The following is a 19,236-nucleotide window of genomic DNA, read 5'->3' as shown; positions in this document are numbered from 1 at the left end:
TATGACAGGAGAATCTGGTGCGCAATTTACTGCTGGCATTTGATGGCACTTGGCAAAAAACCGATTCAGATTTGAGTGATGGCGATCAAAACAGCCATGTTGTGCGGTTGGTTGAGGCTCTTCACAATTCAGAAACAGATATTCCACAACAGGTTCATTATCTCCCTGGAGTAGGCACTTCAGCCTGGCAACAGATTCGAGGAGGCATCTTTGGTTGGGGACTCTCTGACAAGATAGCCGAAGCCTATTTATGGTTGATGGAGCACTACCAAACGGGCGATCGGGTCTACCTGGTCGGCTACAGTCGTGGGGCGTTTGCAGCGAGAAGCCTGTCAGGTCTTATTGATCGATTGGGTCTGCTTAGATTGGAGCATCTAGAGCAATTCGATTCCTGCTACCAGCTCTACAGACGCGGCACCCGTCGTGAACAAAATCGATTCAAAGCCCAGATCGCCACCCCGATACAGATTGAGGCTATTGCCGTTTGGGATACTGTCGGGTCGTTGGGCATTCCATTAGGTAGCTTTAAACAGTTAAACCGCTATCTTTGGGGCTTTCATGACACACGCTTAGCTTCCAATGTGAAGCGGGGCTTTCAAGCACTGGCCATTGATGAGCATCGTGCTGATTTCATACCGACACTCTGGTCCCCCAAGCTTGAAGAGCATCAGAGTGTTGAGCAGCGGTGGTTTGCCGGATCGCATGGGGATGTTGGCGGAGGGACAGGCTCAACGCTCTCAACCCATTCGTATCAATGGATATGCGAGTCACTGATTCACTCGGGTCTGCATCTGGATGCTGAGTCTGTGAAGAGTCAAACGTCTAACTTTGAACTGCCTCACGACTCGTTTGATCAGTTTTTGGGTGGGCTGTATGACTGGTTTAGCGATCGCCATTGGCGTCCAATAGGCGTTTGTCAGAATCGATTTGAGACGATCGATCTGAGTGTGTTTGAGTTAATGAACAACACCAGTTACCGTCCCAAAAATCGAGTAGGTCCCCATCTGACCTCCTCTCTATCTTACCAATTGTGTGAAATTGATCATCTATATCAGTTTCAGACTTGTTTTCTCGACGGGGAAGAGGGGATACTGAACGCTTCTTAGATTTCAAGGAATGAGTGTGAAAGTTTGGGTTGATGCGGATGCGTGTCCTGTGGTGATTAGAGATATTCTCATCAAGGCAGCACTCAATCGAAAAGTAGAGATGGAGTTCGTTGCAAACCACTTCTATCAGTTACCTAATTCCCCCTATTTAAACTGGCGTCGAGTCCCTCAGGGTGCCGATCAGGCTGATCAAGAGATCGTTGATCGAGTGACCGCTGGTGATCTTGTCATCGCTACAGATCTGCCGTTGGCTAATGATCTGATCGATAAAGGGGCTCGCGTACTTACCCATCGTGGCGAGGCCTTAACGAAAGAGAACATCAAAGCGCGCCTCAATCTGCGTGACTTCTACGAAACCATGCGCGCTAGCGGTATTCAGTCTGGTGGCCAATCGGGTATGAGTCAGGCAGATCGTCGTGAGTTTGCCAACGCGTTGGATCGCGCCTTAACGGCAGCACAGCGTCAAGCGAAGCAAGGAGGCAATGCATGAATTCATTTTGGGATATGCTGATTTCACTCAATCTGGACCTGGTCGCGTTGATCTGGTTTTTGATCTGTTTCAACGGCTATTTCATATACGCTAAGCGAGCCAGTTATCGTGTCACCTGTCTGGCTAGCCTAATGCACCTCTATCGTAAGGAGTGGATGCGCGCGGCGCTGGATCGTGAGGTGAGGGTGGCTGATACCACAACGATCACCAATCTTGAGCGCGGTGTCACCTTCTTTGCCAGCACCACCATGCTGATTTTGGCCGGCCTTCTGACCCTGCTCTCTCGCTCTGATATGGCGATCGACCTTCTGTCTGAACTGCCGTTCACAGAGCCGATGACTCGACTGCAATGGGACCTGCGCATCATCGTGCTGATGGTGATGTTTGTATACGCCTTCTTTAAGTTCACCTGGTCTATTCGCCAGTATGGATTTGTCTCGGTCATGATTGGTGGCGGCCCCAACTCCAAAGAGAATGCCGATCCACGGACTCTCGATATGTACGCAGAACGCTCGGCTCGCATGGCCAGTATGGCGGCAAATAACTTTAATGCCGGCCTACGAACCTACTACTTTGCCATCGCAGTGCTAGGGTGGATGGTCAATACCTGGCTCTTTATGTTCTTGTGTGCAGTGGTTGTCTGGATTCTCTATCGTCGTGAATTCAGCTCTTCGACGCTAAGAACCTTAATGATGAGTACTGATATCAACGCCAAGGGTTGAAATTAGATCGGCATCCCCCATATCTGATGGAGTGTTAATCAGTAACTTGGGAATTCAGGTCTAAGCTATGACAACCGAAACGAAACAAGAAACTCTTGGCTTTCAAACCGAAGTGAAACAGCTGCTGCAGCTGATGATTCACTCTCTATACTCTAATAAAGAGATCTTCCTACGTGAATTGATCTCCAACGCTTCAGATGCGGCTGAAAAGCTACGCTTTGAAGCCTTGTCTAACGCCGACCTCTACGAAAACGATGGTGAACTGCGTATTCGCGTCTCTGCTGATGAAGAGAACAATACCATTACCATCGAAGATAACGGCATCGGTATGTCGCGCGATGAGGTCATTGAGCACCTAGGTACCATCGCTAAATCAGGTACCGCTAGCTTCCTGCAAAATCTGACCGGCGATGCTGCAAAAGATTCACAACTGATCGGTCAGTTTGGTGTCGGTTTCTACTCGGCCTTTATTGTGGCTGATCAGGTTGATCTATACACCCGTCGTGCTGGTCTAGACGCGGCAGAGGGTGTTCACTGGTCCTCTAAGGGTGAAGGCGAGTTCGATATCGCAACCATCGACAAGCCCGAGCGTGGCACGCGTATCGTCATGACTCTGAAAGAGGATGCGAAAGAGTTTGCCAGCGATTGGCGCCTTCGCTCTCTAGTCACCAAATACTCAGATCACATCGCGATGCCTGTGCAGATGGAGAAACAACCCATGCCGGCAGAGGGTGATGAGGAGTCATCAAAGGATGCGCCTGAGATCGAAACGGTTAACAGCGCAACGGCGTTGTGGACTAAGAACAAGTCAGAGGTGACCGAGGAGGAGTACAAAAACTTCTACCAGCATGTCTCTCATGATTTCCAGGAGCCAATTAGCTGGGCCCACAACCGCGTTGAGGGTAACTTAGAGTACACCAGTCTTCTCTACCTACCGTCCAAAGCACCGTATGATCTTTGGAACCGTGAAGCACCTAAAGGGCTTAAGCTCTACATTCAGCGTGTCTTTATCATGGATCAAGCGGATCAGTTCTTGCCGCTCTACCTGCGCTTCATTAAAGGTGTCGTTGATTCGAAAAACCTATCACTAAACGTCTCTCGTGAGATTCTTCAGAAAGATCCAAACGTTGATAAGCTGAAGTCCGCTCTGACTAAGCGAAGCCTCGATATGATCGAGAAGTTCGCTAAGAAGGATGCCGAGAAGTACCTAGAGTTCTGGAAAGAGTTTGGTCAGGTCTTGAAAGAGGGCCCTGCGGAAGATCATGCGAATCGTGAGCGCATTCTTAAGCTAATGCGTTTTGCATCGACCGAGAACAGCAACGGCGATCAGAACGTCAGCCTAGACAGCTACATAGAGCGTATGGGCGAAGATCAAGAGAAGATCTACTACCTAGTCGCCGATAACTACAACGCGGCTAAAGCGAGCCCACATCTAGAGATCTTCCGTAAGAAGGGCATTGAAGTGCTGCTTCTGACTGATCGCATTGATGAGTGGATGATGAGCCACTTGATGGACTACTCAGGCAAGTCGTTCCAAGACGTCACCAAAGGCGAGTTGAAACTGGATGGTGAAGAGTCTGAAGAGAGCAAAAAAGCTCAAGAGGAGCAGAACGAGCAGTACGCATCACTGATTGAACGTCTTGGCGGTGTATTTACCGACCGTGTCGACTCTGTCCGTGTCTCACAGCGTCTAACCGACTCTCCAGCCTGTCTGGTGCTTGGGGATTACGATATGGGTCTACAGATGCGTCGTATCATGGAAGCGGCTGGCCAAGCAGTTCCAGAGACTAAACCCGTCTTTGAGTTCAACGCAGAGCACCCACTGATCGGTAAGCTTGATCAAGAGTCCGATGAAGATCGTTTTGCTGATCTGGCAATGATTCTATTGGATCAAGCTCAACTAGCGACCGGCGGTCAGCTAGAGGATCCAGCAGCTTACACAGCTCGTCTGAACAAACTGCTGTTAGAGTTGAGTGCTTAAACACTCCACTTGAAGCAAAAAGGCCTGACACTGTCAGGCCTTTTTTGTTCGCGGCCTTTCCAAGACCGCTCCAACAAAATTAGGCACAGTTGGAGCGGTCTTGAAAAGGCCGCGATTACTATTTCAGGTGACTGGCCTTCAGCCTGTCATCCGCTGTCAACTTTACTGTTTATCTGGAAAACGCTTAAAGAGTGGATGTCAGGCTAAAGCCAGACACCGGTGCTGAGAGTTGGGTCAGACCAAAGGTCAGACCCGCAGCTGCGTAGCCAGTTTAACACTCTGGTGTCTGACCTAAGGTCTGACACCGCTGTTAACCGTTTGCCTTAGCCTTACGAAATAGATCGACACTGAACACAATCAGCCCCACCCAAATAAAAGCAAAGCTGATAAAACGATCGATGCCGAAGGCTTCGTTCAAAATGAACACAGCGCTAAGAAACTGCATGATCGGGGCGATGTAGTTTAGGAAGCCTACGGTACCTAACGGAAGCTTTCTGGCGGCAGAGGCAAACAGCATCAGTGGAACAGCGGTCATGACGCCGGCACCGATTAACTCCCAAGTGAATGCTCCGAAATGATCAACACCCTGGGTGGCTAGCAAGCTTAGGTAGATCAGAGCGATCGGCAACATGATTAGGGTCTCAATCAACAATCCGCTGACTGAATCGACCGCTATCTGCTTACGCACGACGCCGTAAAAGCCGAACAGCAGAGATAGGCTAACAGCGATCCATGGGAACTCACCAATGGCGACTATCTGCCATAAGACCCCGACAGAGGCAAAAAAGACCGATGTTTTTTGTAGCCTATTGAGTTGCTCTTTAAAAAAGATCAGCCCCAACAACACCGCAACCAAAGGCGATAGAAAATACCCCAGGCTGGCCGCGATCACTTGGCCACTGCCTACCGCCCAGATATAGATCCACCAGTTACCACTGATGAGCAGTGATGAAATGGTTAACCAGAACAGCGTCTTTTTGGACGTTAACATCGTCCAGGTGGAGCGAATTTTTTTCTGCAGAAGAATCAGCAAGCCAACAAAGAGCACACACCAGACAATACGGTGTGCTAGCACCTCGTCGGCCGGTACCTCAGCAAGTAGGGTAAAGTAGAGCCCAAAGCAGCCCCAGATTAGATAGGCTAGGGTGCCTTGGAAAAGCCCTTGTCGATACTCTTTGTGTGAGTCCTGTTGTGACGCTATTGATTGGTTCAAGCGTCTAGCTCGACCATATCAGGGTGCGATTTGAGTGCGTCGATCAAGGCATCCATCTCAGCATCGGTACCAATGGTGATGCGAAGGAAGTTGGCGATCTCTGGACGACTGAAGTGGCGAACTAACACTCCTTTAGTACGTAGATAGCCCATCAACTCACCCCCCTCAATAAACCGGTGCTCGGCAAAGAGGAAGTTGGTTGCTGATGGAAGTATGTTGAAACCTAACTTTTCAAGGCGATCACGAGTGGTCTCGCGCGTTGCGATGATTTTTTCACACATCTCCGTGAAGTAGGCGCTATCTTTCAATGAGGCAACACCAGCAGCGATCGCGAGCATATCCATAGGGTAGCTGTTGAAGGAGTTTTTAACCCTGTTCAAACCGTCGATCAGATGGGGTTGTGCGACGGCATAACCGATGCGCAAACCAGCAAGTGAACGCGACTTAGAGAAGGTCTGTGTCACCACTAGGTTGGGGTATTGATTCACTAGCTCAATGGCCGATTCGCCACCAAAATCGACGTACGCTTCATCCACCAATACAACTGTTTCAGTGTTGCGATCGAGTAGGTTTTTGATCTGCTCTAACGGCAGAGCTAACCCAGTCGGAGCATTCGGGTTGGCAAAAATGATACCGCCATTATCCAGTGGGTAATCTTCTAAAGAAATTGAGAAGTCATCATTAAGTTTTTGATTTTTAATATCAATTCTATAAAGATCGGCATAAACGTCGTAGAAGCTGTAAGTGATGTCTGGTTTGACCAGTGGCTTCTCTTGACGGAAGAAAGCCATAAACGCATGAGCCAACACTTCGTCTGAGCCATTACCGACAAATAGATTTTCGTTAGGCACACCCAGAGTGGTTGAAAGCTCGTTGATGAGCGCAGAAGACTCAGGATCTGGATAGAGGCGTAAGCGATCGGTCTCAAACGCGTTTAACACTTCCTGAACCCCATGTGCAGGGGGGTAAGGATTCTCATTGGTGTTGAGTTTAACTAAGTTGGCAACCTTAGGTTGTTCACCGGGTGTATAAGGAACGAGATCATTGATCTGCGGGCTCCAAAACTTACTCATAACGAAACCTTACAAATGGATAAATTTGAGCTGAGATAGTATCAGAAGCGAAGTAGGGAAAGAAGAAGAGGTCGACCGGTGTCAGCTATTGATACTGCCACCGGTCGGGTGTGCCGAACTTGCCCTCAATAATTAAGGTCAACTTCAGTCAACTCCATATAAACAAAGTTAAACTTTGACCACAACCTTTTTTATTAAGACTTAGGTGGTACGGGGAGCCTAGTAAAGTTCGTCGTAAGCGTCACGTAACTGACTGGCTAGAACGCGATCATCCATAATATCTTCGATCTGACGTCTGCGCTTAGCATTGTATCTGGATCGGTTACGTTGGCTCTCTTGCTCTTCGAATTGATCATTCCAATCGTCGAGGTCTTCGATCTTTTCATCGACACGGACTTTGCTGCCCATCTCTTAATCTCACTCTATAAAATTGATCGCTCAGTTCTGACGCTAGTCACGGTCGAGGGTTACCGTTAATGCGGAATATAGTTCATGCTTAGAATTTTGAGAAAATTAATTTTTTCAATCTGATTTCAATAAAAATCGATATTTTAACTATCTATAAAGTTGACCTGATCAAGAGCCTGAGCGAGGATCGCTTTTTTACGAGAAGTGAATGCATGCATCTTTTTAGACTCTCATTGCCGGTTCTATTTGGCTACCTTCCACTTGGGATGGCCTTCGGCGTGCTGTTTGTCACCGAGTTGGGATTGGATTGGTATTGGGCCGTCGCATTCAGCGTCATTGTGTTTGCCGGCTCTGCCCAGTTTTTATCGGTGGGTTTGATTGCCAATCATGCAGGGCTGTTAGAAGTGTTTGTGGCTGTTTTCCTCCTGAACAGTCGCCACATCTTCTATGGCCTGACACTGCTATCTTCGCTAAAGCTTACTGGGTGGCGTAAGGCCTATATGGTCTTCGCATTGACCGATGAGACCTTCTCACTGATTACCGGGCTGCCAAAAGAGAGCGGCCTGCAGCAGCAAGATTATTGGCGCTTGGCAGGCATCAATCAGAGCTACTGGGTTTTCGGTACATTGATTGGTGCACTATTGGGTGCTCAACTGACACTGCCCGATTTAGGTTTGGAGATAGTGCTGCCAGCACTGTTCGTGGTACTGGCCGTTGAACAGTATCGAACGCATAGAGCGGCGGGTTTGATGTTGATAGCCTGTTTGATTGGGCTGATTGCCATTTGGCTTTGGCAAGATCAGATGCTGTTGCTATCGATCACTACCGCACTGGTTCTAATGTTAATTAACTACTTGAGGCAGCGATGGACCAGTCACTCTATCTGATCAGCTTTATAGCGTTAGCAGCGTTGGCAACAGTGGCAACACGTGCGCTACCGTTTCTCTTTTTATCGCGTCACAGTCAGCACCCACTACTGGAGTATCTGGGTCGCTATCTGCCACCGGTTTTGATGGTGCTGTTGGTGGTGTATGCGGTCTCTGATCTGCCGATGGCCAATCAACAGTGGGTAATCAGTCTGGGAAGTTTAATACTGTTAGCCGTGACTCAGTGGTTGAGCAAAAATGCGCTGCTCAGCATTGCGCTCGGCAGCCTGTTGTACATGCTATTGATTTAAATACCGCAGTACATACCGTGCAGAGTGCTGATAATTCGTTGTGCACGATCGCCTTCAAGTGAGTAGTAGATCGTTTGCGAATCTCGACGAGTTTTAACTAGGCCATCACGACGCAGCACCGCTAGGTGTTGTGACAAGGCAGACTGGCTAAGATCCAGATGCTCGTTTAGTTCGGTGACAGAGAGCTCTTTACCTTCCAAGTAGCAAAGAATCATCAAGCGACTACCGTTCGCGAGTGCCTTCATCAAGCGCGCGGCCTCTTTTGAGTTTTCACGCATTAGCTCTAATGTGTCTGCGGGTAGGCGTTGTGTATCTGTCATAGTTGAACTCGGTATTGATCTGTCCCAAAAGGGATGTTGATTTGCTTAATTAGCAGTTTTGAATATAACGACTTGATGGGTGTTTGTAAATTTTTATTATCCTATCGCATCGTTTAATCGCCCTTAATTGCGCTGAGTCAGGCTCATTTCGACAGTTAACGCTATACTGCAATTAATCACATAGTAGAGGGTAGGAGAGTACTTATGTTCCAACGAGTCCTGGTCACCAATGAAGAGTCACACTACTCCCCGCAGCCACTGTTAAAAGCGTCGGCACTCTGTGCAGAGTCGTCTCATATTGAGTGGTTTCAGTCGGTCTATAACGCTGCGTTTGAAACGGCGACGGCGGAAGATCAACCATCACAAGAGGATGCATTGGCACTCTATGTGACGCACAGGCTCAACCAAGCTGAGCGGCACATCGAAGAGTTAGACCTACCACAGGATGTAGCGGCTGATATTCGTTGGCACCCTAGCTTTCTTAAAGCGGCACTAGAAGAGTCAGATCGTTACCAGCCTGACTTGATGGTGGTACCCCGTGTCAGAAAACATGATCTGTTGGATTGGCTAATCGGTGGCGATGAGCAAGAGTTGGTCCGCCGTCTCCATGAACCGGTTCTGCTAGCCAGTGATCAACCCTGGCAGGCCCACCCAAGGATTGCCGTAGCCATTGATCCGTTCCATCTGGATAGTCGCAATCACAGGTTGGAGAAGCAACTGCTTGAGGTGGCTGATCAGTTTGCACAACGGCTGTCAGCTGAGCTTCATGTCGTTCACTGTTTTCAAACACTTCCACAGAGCGTCATCTATGATGAGCATTTAGTGGAAGATTTTGAGTCGCTTCAAAAACAGGTGGGTGAGGAGCATCGTCAAAGAATTGAATCGTTGATTGAACCTCTAAACCGTCCATTGGGTTCGCCACTGCTTAAATTGATTGTGGGGGATGCGGATGAAAAATTGCCTGAGTTCTGTCAGCAAGAGAAGATCGATCTGTTGATTCTGGGCGCACCCGAAAAAGGGTGGGTGGAGCGCTTCTTAATGGGCAGCACCACCGCACGTCTTTTAAATAGAATAGAGTCCGATATTTTGGTTATTCACGATCAATAAAGTATTTAAAGATCGAACTTAGCCCAGACTGGTGCATGGTCAGAGGGTTTTTCCATACCGCGAATATCAAGATCGATGCCGGTCTCCACGCACTTTTGCATTAGAGGTTTGGTCGGCATGATCGCATCGATACGCAGACCCCGTTTAGGCGTGTCCTCAAACCCGCGACTGCGGTAATCGAACCAACTAAACAGATCGTTGGTCTCTGGATGCTGTTCACGGAATGAGTCAACCAGTCCCCAGTCATACAGGCGCTGTAACCACTCACGCTCTTCGGGTTGGAAGCTGGTTTTACCGGTTTTAAGCCAGCGAAGACGGTTGGGTTCACCAATGCCGATATCCTTATCGGTCGCAGAGATGTTCAAATCCCCCATCACAAGTAGATTGCTGTTGGGGTCATTATCATTTTGTAGGTAGTCACTGAGATCCGCGTAGAATTTGCGTTTAGCAGGGTATTTTGTCTCGTGAGCTATGTTTTCACCCTGTGGGAAATAGCCGTTAATAACACGCAGTGTCTCGCCCTTGGCTGTTTTGAAATCCCCGATGATCATACGACGTTGAGCATCCTCATCATCGGTGACAAACCCTTTTTGAATCGATAAAGCCGGCTCTTTGGAGAGAAGGCAAACCCCGTAGTGGGTCTTTTGACCATGGAAATAGGCGTGGTAACCCAGCTTCTCCATCTCTTCAATCGGGAACTGATCATCATGCACCTTGGTCTCTTGAATACCGATGACATCGGGCGAGTGGCTATCCACCAAAGCCTGCAACTGATGAAAACGCGCACGAATGCCATTGGTATTAAACGAGACAACAAACATAACAACCTCCAAAGTCTAGTGGCTTGGATGCTACCGAAAATGGGGGAGGGTTAAAAGAATAACCCAATTATTGTTGGAGCCTTATCAAAGATGAGGCGATCTTTTCGGTGACTGGCTTCAGCCTGTCATCCGCAAGTATGCTTTACTACTTATCTGGAAAACGCTGAGAAAGTTGGGTCAGATCAGAGGTCAGACCCGAAACTGCGTAGCAAGTTTGATACTCCGGTGTCTAATGGAATGGTCCGTCCCGCTTCTTAAACGGCATCACAATGTGCCAGGATATTAGTTACCACACTTTTATCCAAAGGAGACGGACCATGACGCAGACTATATCAAACGCAGAAGTGCATACCCTAGCAATTGATTTGGCGAAAACGAGTTTTCATATACATGCGGCTGATCGATCAGGGGTGAAGATACATTCAAAGCCGGTAAATCGATCGAAGCTTATTCAATACGTATCGAACTTACAGCCTTGCACAGTAGTTATGGAAGCTTGTGGTGGAGCAAATCATTTTGCTCGGAAGTTCACAGCTATGGGGCATACGGTAAAGCTAATCGCTCCCCAGTTTGTTAAGCCGTTTGTAAAGTCGAACAAGAATGATGCGTTTGATGCCCAGGCAATATGTGAAGCATCGCAACGGCCGGATATGCGTTTTGTATCGCCTAAAGATACAGCACAACAAGATATTCAGAGTATTCATCGAGCGCGTAGCCTAGTTGTCGCTCATCGCACGGCTCTGTCGAACCAGATAAGAGGTTTACTTACTGAATACGGTATTGTGCTTCCGCAAGGTATATCGATCTTGCGAAGAAGTTTGCCGTCCATTATCGATAGCGATAACAGAGAGCTTTCAATTTTATTTAGAGAACTACTTCAGAATCTCTACAGTGCACTGATCACGGTAGATCAGCAGGTAGAGAGCTTTAATCAAAAGATTGAGTTATTAGCCAGACAGGATGAACGATGTGTTCGTTTGCAAACCATACCCGGTATTGGACCCATGGCTGCAACTGCATTAGTGGCGACCTTAGGTGACGGAAGTGCATTTAAAGATGGGCGTGAGGCTTCAGCGTATCTAGGGTTGGTACCAAGACAGAACTCAACCGGTGGCAGATCGACGCTATTAGGTATCAGTAAACGTGGTGATCAATATTTACGATCGTTGTCGATACATGGTGGTAGAGCGGTAGTCAGGACATCGCCTAAGCATAACGACTACCGCAGTAACTGGATTACAGACCTTGCACGACGTCGAAATGTGAATGTGGCATCTGTAGCGGTGGCCAATAAGAATGTTAGAACTGCTTGGAAAATATTGCAGGATGGCAATAACTACCTAGCGGCCTAAAACAGAAGTTCGACTGAGCTTTAAAGTACTCAGTCTAACCAATTAACGTTAATCTCGAGTTGCTAAGAGAAAAGTAGATAGATGGCAAATAGGTAAGACCTATACTTCCAACAGCTTGGCGAGGTCTATGGCTCAACGAAGCCGCAAGTCTGATTAAGCAGGAAGTATGCAGAATCCATTGGGGCTAGGAGAAATAGATCTTCATCAAAAGCCGGATATATGACTGCAGCTCACCTTAACCATTGATACTTTTATCTTGCATAACGCGGGACGGACCATATATGACCTCTGGTCTGACACCACGGTTCCCCCACGCACCTATTCCTTCGCGGCCTTTTCTAGACCGCTCCAACAGTGCCAGATTCAAATCTCGTGCCAGTCGTCCACGTCCGATCGAGAGTGAGTACGATGGTTTTTCACGATTAAGAGTTCAATCGGCTGAGGCCCGGATGGCCGAAGTCTGCAACGGAGGCAGGAGCCGACTTAGTGCCATGGATGGCATGTATTCCGTTAATGCAGGAGCAATTAACGGTTTGCAGTGTCCTATTGGACTTCAGTGAAAAATCATTGAACGGAGCGTGCCGCAGGCCGAGTGAGCGTGGTCAGTTTGATCCTCAGGATGTGGTGAATACCGAAAGTGCAGGAGCACACTTTCGGTGCTGCTTACTTTTTGCTGACCAAAAAGTAAGGCTGGTCGCCTTTAGGCGATTAGAAAATTTTAAAAACAAACGTTAGTCCAATAGCCCTACTCAATCACATCATTTGCGCTTCTTAATTGGATGCAGCCTCTCACACAGGGTAAGCTTAAGTGATTGAATATTAATGATCTCAGATAGGTAGAGCATGAGCGGTTACGATTACGATCTTTTTGTTATTGGTGCAGGGTCTGGTGGTGTGCGTGCGGCGCGTATGGCGGCGGCGAAAGGGGTTAAAGTGGCCGTGGCAGAGGATCTCCATTTGGGGGGGACCTGTGTCAACGTTGGTTGTGTGCCTAAAAAACTCTATGTCTATGCATCGGAGTACATGCAAGAGATCGAAGAGGGGCGAGGCTTTGGTGTCAATGCAGACTCAGTCAGCTTTGATTGGGCGACGCTGCGTGATAACAAAAAGCACGAGATCGCTCGCCTCAATAGTATCTACGGTAAATTGTTGGATAACTCGGGTTGTACCCGCATCAATGGACGTGCGACGGTGACAGGCCCTAATTCAGTCAGCGTGAATGGTGAGACAATAACGGCTGAGCGTATTTTAGTGGCAGTTGGTGGTTGGCCGTTTGTGCCCGATATTCCTGGTAAAGAGCACGCCATCACATCAAACGAAGTCTTTGATCTAGACAGCTTCCCACAGCGCGTCATGGTGGTTGGTGGCGGTTACATTGCCATTGAGTTCGCCGGTATTTTTGCCGGTCTGCAAGCACAAACGGAACTGGTCTACCGAGGCGATCTATTCTTGCGTGGCTTTGACCAAGAGGTGCGCGAGTTCACGGCAACTGAAGTGGCTCGCAAAGGCATTAAATTAAGCTTTAATACCGATGTCGCCAGCATTGAGAAACGCTCTGACGGTGCACTCGATGTGACCCTGTCTAACGGTGAAGTCCGTGTTGTTGATCAGATTCTGTACGCCACAGGTCGTGTGCCTAAAACGGCCAACCTTGGGCTCGAATCAGCAGGCGTAGCGATGAATAACAAAGGTGCCATTGAGGTTAACGATCGTTTCCAAAGCTCAGTGCCATCAATTTACGCCTTAGGTGATGTGATCGATCGTGTTCAGTTAACGCCTGTCGCGCTCGCTGAGGCGATGTCGTTGGTTGATCACCTCTATGGCAGCGGTGAGGGCGAACTGCCTAACTATGAGTTAATCCCAACGGCGGTCTTCTGCCAGCCCAATATTGGTACTTTGGGACTAACGGAAGAGCAGGCGCGTGAACGCTTTGACAGCGTGGATGTTTACGTTTCTGATTTCAGAGCGATGCGCCACACCATCTCGGGTAGTGAAGAGCGCACACTGATGAAACTGATCGTGGAGTCTGCCACTGATAAAATCGTGGGCATTCATATGGTCGGTGCGGATGCTGGAGAAATCTTGCAAGGTCTTGCTGTTGCAGTGATCGCTGGCGCGACTAAACGTGATTTCGATCGAACGATCGGCATTCACCCAACGGCTGCTGAAGAGTTTGTAACAATGAGGCAGAAAACCCGTTAACCATTAAAGCCACTGGTATCGGTGTGTTTAATGGCCGATACCAGTGTGTTACTTCTTATTGTGCAACCACCAACACTTCTAGATGGTGAAGCCAACTGTGTTTGCTTAACGTCTCTTTAAGCGCCTGCTTCAACTGACTGGGCGTCAGTGATTTCTCATCCAGTAACGGCTGCATAGCCGGTAGTAGACGAATCTCTAAATCAACCTTCTTCGGCGAATAGTAGAGCTGCAGCTGATAACCACTGCTGCTGCCAACGGCATCGTTCAATGCAGCATCAACCGCTTCTCGAATGGTGCCACGAGTCGGCATGATTGGGCAGCTCAACTCATCTAAATGCTCATCATTGTAGGTATCGATGTGGAAGATCACTTGGCTGATCTCCGGAAACGCCTCGGTCAACGCGCAGACAGCTTGGTCCCCTAAATAGTGGCCTTCGCTGGCGCTTAAATGCGGAGCAACCTGAAGGTGCATCTCTAGAATGATCTGGCTTCCCATAGGACGCGATTTGAAGTCGTGAACATTAATGATGCCCTCAACCTCATTCACAACGGCACGAAACTCGGCGGCTTGCTCTTCGGGTAGGGCGGTATCAACCAACTCAGTAAGACTGCGTTTAACCAGTCCCCAACCGATCTTAGTGACTAGGCCCGCTACCAATACTGCCGCCACTGCATCAAGCCAAACCCAGCCGAGCATGGCCCCAATGAGTGCAACAAACACCACAATCGATGACAGTGCATCGGTACGAGAGTGCCAGGCGTTCGCAATCAATAGATCCGACTTAAGGCGCTTGCCCACCGCAAGGCTGTAGCGGAAGATCCACTCCTTAGAGATGATCGAGATGGCAGCAACAACCAGAGCCGGCCAGGTAGGCACCTCGGCAGGGACACCTGAGAATAGATTGCTGATTAACTCGTAGGCCATACCAAGACCGACCAGAATCAAGACAACACCCAACGCCGTGGTACCCACAGTCTCAAAACGACCATGACCCCAAGGGTGATCTTCGTCGGGCTCTTGATGGGAAATGCGCAGAACCGCAATCACCATAAAATCGGTGGCAAGATCTGAGAGCGAATGAACACCGTCAGCAATCAGGGCAGCCGAGTTGGCAAAATAACCAACCACAATTTTAGTCACCCCTAAAAAGAGGTCGACGGCTGAACCAATGAGTGTGACTTTTTCGGCCTCTTTACGGCGGGTATCCAATTCGTTTTGCATGAAAGCTCCCAGAGTTAACTCTGATAAGGATAAGTGACTAAGGCATTCAGGGCCAGAGTCTCTGTAAAATGAATGTGATAAAATTTTGTCTATTCATTCATGACTATTGGCCTAGCGACATGTCTTCAAAGCCGTCAGATACGACACCTAACTCAAGTAGAGCGTCGTTTAATAAGTTACCCCAGCTTGTGCTATTAGGTATCGCCGTCGGCGTCGTCACCGCATTGGTGATGGGGCTGTTCCGTTGGCTCATTACGCTACCGACTGAACTGGTTAGCGGGCTTGGGTTGTCGACATCTGATCCTTGGGTTCTTTTTGCTCTGCCTGTAACGGGTTCTGTGCTCTTATGGCTCTTTTGGAGTGGTCAATCTAAAGACAGCCGCCGAGTGGGCATACCGCATCTTTTTGAGCACCTCTCTTACCAACATGGCGCCTTACCCTTTAAAAACTTATTGAATCAGATCGTGGGTGCGACCTTGGCCATAGGCACCGGACAACCCGTAGGTCGTGAAGGGCCTGGGGTTCACATTGGTGCGGCGTTCAGTAGTTGGTTGGGCACCAAAGTGGGCGTCTCTAACAGTTATCAAAGGCTGCTGATAGGCTGCGGCTCTGCGGCCGCCATCGCTGCGCTCTTTAATACCCCGTTAGCCGGTGTTCTGTTTGCGATGGAGGTCATTCTTCTTGAATACAGCCTGGTCGGCTTTACCGCCATTATTGTCGCTTCCATCAGTGCCGATGCCATCTCCAGAGCCCTATTTGGTTCTCCAGAACTGTTGGGTCACAGCCTGAAAAGCAGTGACCTGTTTGCTCACCTGCCAGTTCTGGTGCTGTTGGCAGCCCTTATTGGAGTGGGGGCGTTTCTGTTTCACGAGATCGTCACGCGATTAGCAAAGCAGCGTGGGCAATATTGGCCAGCGAAATTGATCTTCTCCGGTCTATTAGTCGGTGCGCTGGTTGCTTATGAGCCGATCCTGTTCACCCCAGTACACGAAGTGATGCTGGGTACGCTTGATCAAGCCTATGCGGAACAAGCCCTCTATCTATTACTCCTCTTCTACCTATTTATACCGCCTCTAGTAATCGGCCTAGGCATACCTGGAGGAATGATAGGCCCCTCGCTTACCTTAGGCGCGTTGATTGGATCCATCCTTGGGTATCAATTACTCGGTACCGATTTTGAGATTGATCAGGCAAGCCTATCGCTAATCGCAATGGCTGCGATGTTATCAGCGGTCATACATGCACCACTGGCAGCTCTACTGGCCGTATTTGAACTCAGCGGCAATGTCCACACCCTAACGCTAGCCCTCACGGTAATCGTACTCTCAGACCTGATCATGCGATCGCTGTTCAATCGCCCCTCGATCTTTGAACGACTGCTGTTGCTTCAAGGCTTAAGTCGAAATACTCAAATCTACAGACGCGTCATGACCAGCCACAGCGTTAAAGAGTTGATGATTCAGCTGAGTGAAAGTGATGCTGATTTTGCGACGGATGAACAGGTTGTGATTGAGTCCAAAGCGACCCTGTTACAAGCGATGGAGCTGATGCAATCGAGTGGCCAAGATGAGTTGCTTGTCTCTAGAAAAGGCCGCCCCATTGGCAGGGTGTTAAGAGACGATATCGAACGCTTTTTTAAAGAGGCGAGTGAGTAATTCTGCATCAGTGTCGCCAAAGTACTAACTTAAGTTCTATTTTCGACATTATGAACAAGTTAGGCCCAAAATAGACAATTTAAGATTACATTGCCAATGTAAGTTATTGTTTATTATAGGCTTAATGGTATTGGTTAAATTTTAACCAATTTTCTGCTTTTACCTTTTAATGACGCTTTAGTTCACCTTTGATGACTCTGTGCACAGGGTTATCCACAGATAATGTGAGCACACTTTGCTAGCCCCCATGGTTACTGGGGTGGTCGATTTTAGAGAATTAAAGGTTAAAAACGATCAGTCGATGTCAAGGATTTTGTGGGTCTGAATGCTCAATTTCCATTGAGGATTTTGCATACAATATTCGATACAACGTGCACGATTTTCAAGCGCGTTTTGGTCATCCAGGGGTTGGATGTAGAAGTGTTCGAAGCTTAGATTTTGGAACTGTTCTGGCTGTGCTCTGAGCTCTTTTTGCGGGTAGACCAGCTTCAACTCGTGGCCCTCTAAAAGAAGAATCTCGGAGCTCCCTTTGGGGCTGACACAGACCCAATCGATTCCGTTTGGAAGCGGTAGGGTGCCGTTGGTCTCAATGGCGATCTCAAACCCTTGGTTATGTAGAGCATCGATCAGATCGCTGTCCATCTGCAGGGCAGGCTCGCCCCCGGTGATGACGACAAAGGGTTGTCCTTGCTTAGGATCTGGCCAGAAGCTAGCGATCCTTTGTGCCAGGGCTTCGGCGGAGGTGAACTTGCCGCCGTTTTGACCATCGGTACCCACGAAATCGGTGTCACAGAATTGGCAGACTGCAGCCACTCGATCGGCTTCACGACCACTCCAAAGATTACAACCGGTAAAGCGACAGAACACCGCAGGGCGTCCTGCGTGAAAGCCTTCGCCTTGTAGGGTGTAGAAGATCTCTTTTACGGAGTAGGTCTTTGCCAAAATTAAGCCTCTTCTGCCTCACCGCCCAGGGCTTCCAAAAGCTCAGGGAGTAGGCGGGTAAATTCAATGCCCAACAGGGCTAGATCAGCATCCAGTGCCAGTGCTTCGTCCTCTTGCTCGCGGTCGCTCTGTTGCTCTTGGTACTGATCCGTCATTTTAATCGAGTGCAGGGTTAGATCCGAGTGCATGACAAACTGCAATTGATCACGCCACACCAGTTCTAGGCGCTCTGCTAACATGCCTCCGCTAAGGTGCGCTTGGATCTCTTTATCTGTCAGGTTTTGGCCTTTAATCTTGATCTGGCTGCTGGTCTCTAGAGGATCGGTAAACTCGGTGACAGCACCCAGTTCAAGTGCACGGGGTAGATCACGGTTCTCTAGTAGCCAGTCGCTGAATACTTTGTTGGCAGGAAGCGCGGTCGAGGTCAGTTTTACCGAGAGTGACCCTAGATCTTCACGCAGTGTGCTTAGCAGCTCTTCTGCGCGCTTAAAGCTGCTGCCTTCCACAATCAGTAGTTTATGGTGAGGCGCAATAAGAGCACGTGTGGTTTTACGGCGTGTAAATGCGCGTGGTAGCAGTGTCAGAGTGATCTCGTCCTTAAGCTGCACCTTCTCTTTACGGTAGACCTTACGATCTTCGGTCGCCTCTATCTGTTCTACCTTCTCGTTGAGCTGATCTTTGATCACGCTCGAGGGTAGGATCTTCTCCTCTTCTCGCAGTGAGATAAGGTGAAAGCCGTGACTGGTCAGTACCGGTAGATCGATGACACCTGGCGCCACTTCACCCCAACCCACTGAACGTGGTTCTGCGCCTTTGCAGGGTACGAAGGGTCTGGCTTCTAGCGCCTCCATCAGTGCGGCTTCATTGAATGAATCACTGGGAGAAAAACGGTACCAAATAGCGTTACGAAACCAGAGCATAAAACCTCTAAATGCGGATTAGGTGAAGGGGCGCTATTATGTTGCTCTGATAGAAGGGATGCAAGCAGAGAGCCCTCTGCTTGCGGTTAGTTTCTGAGCTTAAAAACTGTTACGAGCCGATTTAATCGCTTCATCGATGTAGTAACCGTAGAACTCTGGCGTGTTCACACCGACGATCTTTTTAGCGCGAGTCTCGCCCTTTGCATCGACAAATAGAATGGTCGGGGTGAAGCGTCCACCCAAGCTTTTAGCAACCTGTTCAGCCGAGCCCGTTGAGCCATCAAAGTTGATAACGGGAGTAGGGTTGCTCAGATCCAGTACCTGAATAGGGGGTGCATCGTTCGTTTGTAAAAGAGGTTTTAGGAAATCCTCTTTGACGGTAACACAGAAGGCACAGCCATCCTGAGAGACCAACAGAACAATTACTTCGTTAGGGTTCGCTTTACCAAGCGACTGAAGATCCGTAGCTGTCTCAAGCTTTACCTCGGCTTGGGCGCTTATCATAAGGCCCAAGCTGAGAAGAAG

The 19,236-nt window shown here is 48.8% G+C and carries 19 protein-coding genes; 10 read left to right on the top strand and 9 right to left on the bottom strand.

Going from position 1 to position 19,236, the window contains the following annotated elements:
* Positions 1-17: 17 nt before the first annotated feature.
* The 4 genes from XMD530_RS04235 to htpG all read left to right on the top strand — a co-directional run bounded on the left by XMD530_RS04235 (position 18) and on the right by htpG (position 4,299).
* Positions 18-1,106 (top strand): DUF2235 domain-containing protein, encoded by a 1,089-nt coding sequence (locus XMD530_RS04235; RefSeq protein ID WP_173506792.1) that lies wholly within the window; start codon positions 18-20, stop codon positions 1,104-1,106.
* Positions 1,107-1,122: 16 nt separating this feature from the next.
* Positions 1,123-1,596, top strand: a complete 474-nt coding sequence (locus XMD530_RS04230; RefSeq protein ID WP_173483271.1) for a YaiI/YqxD family protein — start codon at positions 1,123-1,125, stop codon at positions 1,594-1,596.
* Positions 1,593-2,318: a DUF599 domain-containing protein gene (locus XMD530_RS04225; protein WP_173505942.1), complete on the top strand. Its 726-nt coding sequence runs from the start codon at positions 1,593-1,595 to the stop codon at positions 2,316-2,318. Before XMD530_RS04230 ends, XMD530_RS04225 begins: the two co-directional genes overlap by 4 nt.
* Before the next feature lie 67 nt (positions 2,319-2,385).
* On the top strand, positions 2,386-4,299 hold the full coding sequence (gene htpG / locus XMD530_RS04220) for a molecular chaperone HtpG (RefSeq protein ID WP_173481501.1): 1,914 nt from the start codon (positions 2,386-2,388) through the stop codon (positions 4,297-4,299).
* 310 nt (positions 4,300-4,609) lie between these two features.
* Here the strand turns inward: htpG and rarD are convergent, their stop codons facing one another.
* From rarD to XMD530_RS04205, 3 genes are all read right to left on the bottom strand, one after another.
* The gene (rarD, locus tag XMD530_RS04215; RefSeq protein ID WP_173488952.1) at positions 4,610-5,512 is read right to left on the bottom strand and encodes an EamA family transporter RarD; all 903 of its coding nucleotides are present in this window, start codon (positions 5,510-5,512) and stop codon (positions 4,610-4,612) included.
* Positions 5,509-6,585, bottom strand: a complete 1,077-nt coding sequence (gene hisC / locus XMD530_RS04210) for a histidinol-phosphate transaminase (protein ID WP_173481499.1) — start codon at positions 6,583-6,585, stop codon at positions 5,509-5,511. The genes rarD and hisC overlap by 4 nt, the downstream gene beginning before the upstream one ends.
* Before the next feature lie 219 nt (positions 6,586-6,804).
* Positions 6,805-6,993 carry a PA3496 family putative envelope integrity protein gene (locus XMD530_RS04205; protein ID WP_173481498.1) on the bottom strand — a complete coding sequence of 63 codons (189 nt, stop codon included), beginning with the start codon at positions 6,991-6,993 and terminating at the stop codon, positions 6,805-6,807.
* Between the two features lie 212 nt (positions 6,994-7,205).
* On the opposite strand from XMD530_RS04205, the gene XMD530_RS04200 reads away from it, so the two are divergent.
* Positions 7,206-7,880 (top strand): AzlC family ABC transporter permease, encoded by a 675-nt coding sequence (locus XMD530_RS04200; RefSeq protein WP_173484244.1) that lies wholly within the window; start codon positions 7,206-7,208, stop codon positions 7,878-7,880.
* Positions 7,859-8,170 carry a branched-chain amino acid transporter permease gene (locus tag XMD530_RS04195; protein WP_173506791.1) on the top strand — a complete coding sequence of 104 codons (312 nt, stop codon included), beginning with the start codon at positions 7,859-7,861 and terminating at the stop codon, positions 8,168-8,170. Before XMD530_RS04200 ends, XMD530_RS04195 begins: the two co-directional genes overlap by 22 nt.
* Here the strand turns inward: XMD530_RS04195 and XMD530_RS04190 are convergent.
* Positions 8,167-8,490 carry a metalloregulator ArsR/SmtB family transcription factor gene (locus XMD530_RS04190; protein WP_254442871.1) on the bottom strand — a complete coding sequence of 108 codons (324 nt, stop codon included), beginning with the start codon at positions 8,488-8,490 and terminating at the stop codon, positions 8,167-8,169. The two genes, XMD530_RS04195 and XMD530_RS04190, sit on opposite strands and share 4 nt — an antisense overlap.
* A gap of 204 nt (positions 8,491-8,694) precedes the next feature.
* Between XMD530_RS04190 and XMD530_RS04185 the strand changes: the two genes are divergently transcribed.
* Positions 8,695-9,597 carry a universal stress protein gene (locus tag XMD530_RS04185; protein ID WP_173506790.1) on the top strand — a complete coding sequence of 301 codons (903 nt, stop codon included), beginning with the start codon at positions 8,695-8,697 and terminating at the stop codon, positions 9,595-9,597.
* 5 nt (positions 9,598-9,602) lie between these two features.
* Here the strand turns inward: XMD530_RS04185 and xthA are convergent, their stop codons facing one another.
* Positions 9,603-10,418, bottom strand: a complete 816-nt coding sequence (xthA, locus tag XMD530_RS04180) for an exodeoxyribonuclease III (protein ID WP_173488948.1) — start codon at positions 10,416-10,418, stop codon at positions 9,603-9,605.
* 317 nt (positions 10,419-10,735) lie between these two features.
* On the opposite strand from xthA, the gene XMD530_RS04175 reads away from it, so the two are divergent.
* Complete coding sequence (locus tag XMD530_RS04175; protein ID WP_173506789.1) at positions 10,736-11,770, top strand: IS110 family transposase; 1,035 nt, start codon at positions 10,736-10,738, stop codon at positions 11,768-11,770.
* Positions 11,771-12,613: 843 nt separating this feature from the next.
* On the top strand, positions 12,614-13,972 hold the full coding sequence (gene gorA, locus XMD530_RS04170; protein ID WP_173506788.1) for a glutathione-disulfide reductase: 1,359 nt from the start codon (positions 12,614-12,616) through the stop codon (positions 13,970-13,972).
* Positions 13,973-14,027: 55 nt separating this feature from the next.
* Here the strand turns inward: gorA and XMD530_RS04165 are convergent, their stop codons facing one another.
* Positions 14,028-15,194 (bottom strand): cation diffusion facilitator family transporter, encoded by a 1,167-nt coding sequence (locus XMD530_RS04165; protein WP_173506787.1) that lies wholly within the window; start codon positions 15,192-15,194, stop codon positions 14,028-14,030.
* A 119-nt stretch (positions 15,195-15,313) separates the two neighbouring features.
* Between XMD530_RS04165 and XMD530_RS04160 the strand changes: the two genes are divergently transcribed.
* On the top strand, positions 15,314-16,849 hold the full coding sequence (locus XMD530_RS04160; RefSeq protein WP_173506786.1) for a chloride channel protein: 1,536 nt from the start codon (positions 15,314-15,316) through the stop codon (positions 16,847-16,849).
* A 294-nt stretch (positions 16,850-17,143) separates the two neighbouring features.
* On the opposite strand, the gene queE is transcribed toward XMD530_RS04160, so the two are convergent.
* From queE to XMD530_RS04145, 3 genes are all read right to left on the bottom strand, one after another.
* The gene (queE, locus tag XMD530_RS04155) at positions 17,144-17,794 is read right to left on the bottom strand and encodes a 7-carboxy-7-deazaguanine synthase (RefSeq protein ID WP_173481156.1); all 651 of its coding nucleotides are present in this window, start codon (positions 17,792-17,794) and stop codon (positions 17,144-17,146) included.
* On the bottom strand, positions 17,794-18,711 hold the full coding sequence (locus XMD530_RS04150; RefSeq protein ID WP_173482390.1) for a recombination-associated protein RdgC: 918 nt from the start codon (positions 18,709-18,711) through the stop codon (positions 17,794-17,796). The genes queE and XMD530_RS04150 overlap by 1 nt, the downstream gene beginning before the upstream one ends.
* Before the next feature lie 99 nt (positions 18,712-18,810).
* On the bottom strand, positions 18,811-19,215 hold the full coding sequence (locus XMD530_RS04145) for a thioredoxin fold domain-containing protein (RefSeq protein WP_173480775.1): 405 nt from the start codon (positions 19,213-19,215) through the stop codon (positions 18,811-18,813).
* Positions 19,216-19,236: the final 21 nt, after the last annotated feature.

Source organism: Marinobacterium sp. xm-d-530 (genome assembly GCF_013283365.1).
GTDB lineage: Bacteria > Pseudomonadota > Gammaproteobacteria > Pseudomonadales > Balneatricaceae > Marinobacterium_E.
Note: the sequence above shows the minus strand (reverse complement) of the source record. Positions and strands in the feature narration are given on the sequence as shown.

Coding starts and splice junctions, on each gene's coding strand:
- XMD530_RS04200 (WP_173484244.1), top strand. CDS start 7,206: ATGCATCTTTTTAGACTCTCATTGCCGGTTCTATTTGGCTACCTTCCA.
- XMD530_RS04225 (WP_173505942.1), top strand. CDS start 1,593: ATGAATTCATTTTGGGATATGCTGATTTCACTCAATCTGGACCTGGTC.
- XMD530_RS04190 (WP_254442871.1), bottom strand. CDS start 8,490: ATGACAGATACACAACGCCTACCCGCAGACACATTAGAGCTAATGCGT.
- XMD530_RS04150 (WP_173482390.1), bottom strand. CDS start 18,711: ATGCTCTGGTTTCGTAACGCTATTTGGTACCGTTTTTCTCCCAGTGAT.
- XMD530_RS04145 (WP_173480775.1), bottom strand. CDS start 19,215: ATGATAAGCGCCCAAGCCGAGGTAAAGCTTGAGACAGCTACGGATCTT.
- hisC (WP_173481499.1), bottom strand. CDS start 6,585: ATGAGTAAGTTTTGGAGCCCGCAGATCAATGATCTCGTTCCTTATACA.
- xthA (WP_173488948.1), bottom strand. CDS start 10,418: ATGTTTGTTGTCTCGTTTAATACCAATGGCATTCGTGCGCGTTTTCAT.
- XMD530_RS04165 (WP_173506787.1), bottom strand. CDS start 15,194: ATGCAAAACGAATTGGATACCCGCCGTAAAGAGGCCGAAAAAGTCACA.
- XMD530_RS04160 (WP_173506786.1), top strand. CDS start 15,314: ATGTCTTCAAAGCCGTCAGATACGACACCTAACTCAAGTAGAGCGTCG.
- XMD530_RS04175 (WP_173506789.1), top strand. CDS start 10,736: ATGACGCAGACTATATCAAACGCAGAAGTGCATACCCTAGCAATTGAT.
- XMD530_RS04185 (WP_173506790.1), top strand. CDS start 8,695: ATGTTCCAACGAGTCCTGGTCACCAATGAAGAGTCACACTACTCCCCG.
- gorA (WP_173506788.1), top strand. CDS start 12,614: ATGAGCGGTTACGATTACGATCTTTTTGTTATTGGTGCAGGGTCTGGT.
- XMD530_RS04195 (WP_173506791.1), top strand. CDS start 7,859: ATGGACCAGTCACTCTATCTGATCAGCTTTATAGCGTTAGCAGCGTTG.
- htpG (WP_173481501.1), top strand. CDS start 2,386: ATGACAACCGAAACGAAACAAGAAACTCTTGGCTTTCAAACCGAAGTG.
- XMD530_RS04205 (WP_173481498.1), bottom strand. CDS start 6,993: ATGGGCAGCAAAGTCCGTGTCGATGAAAAGATCGAAGACCTCGACGAT.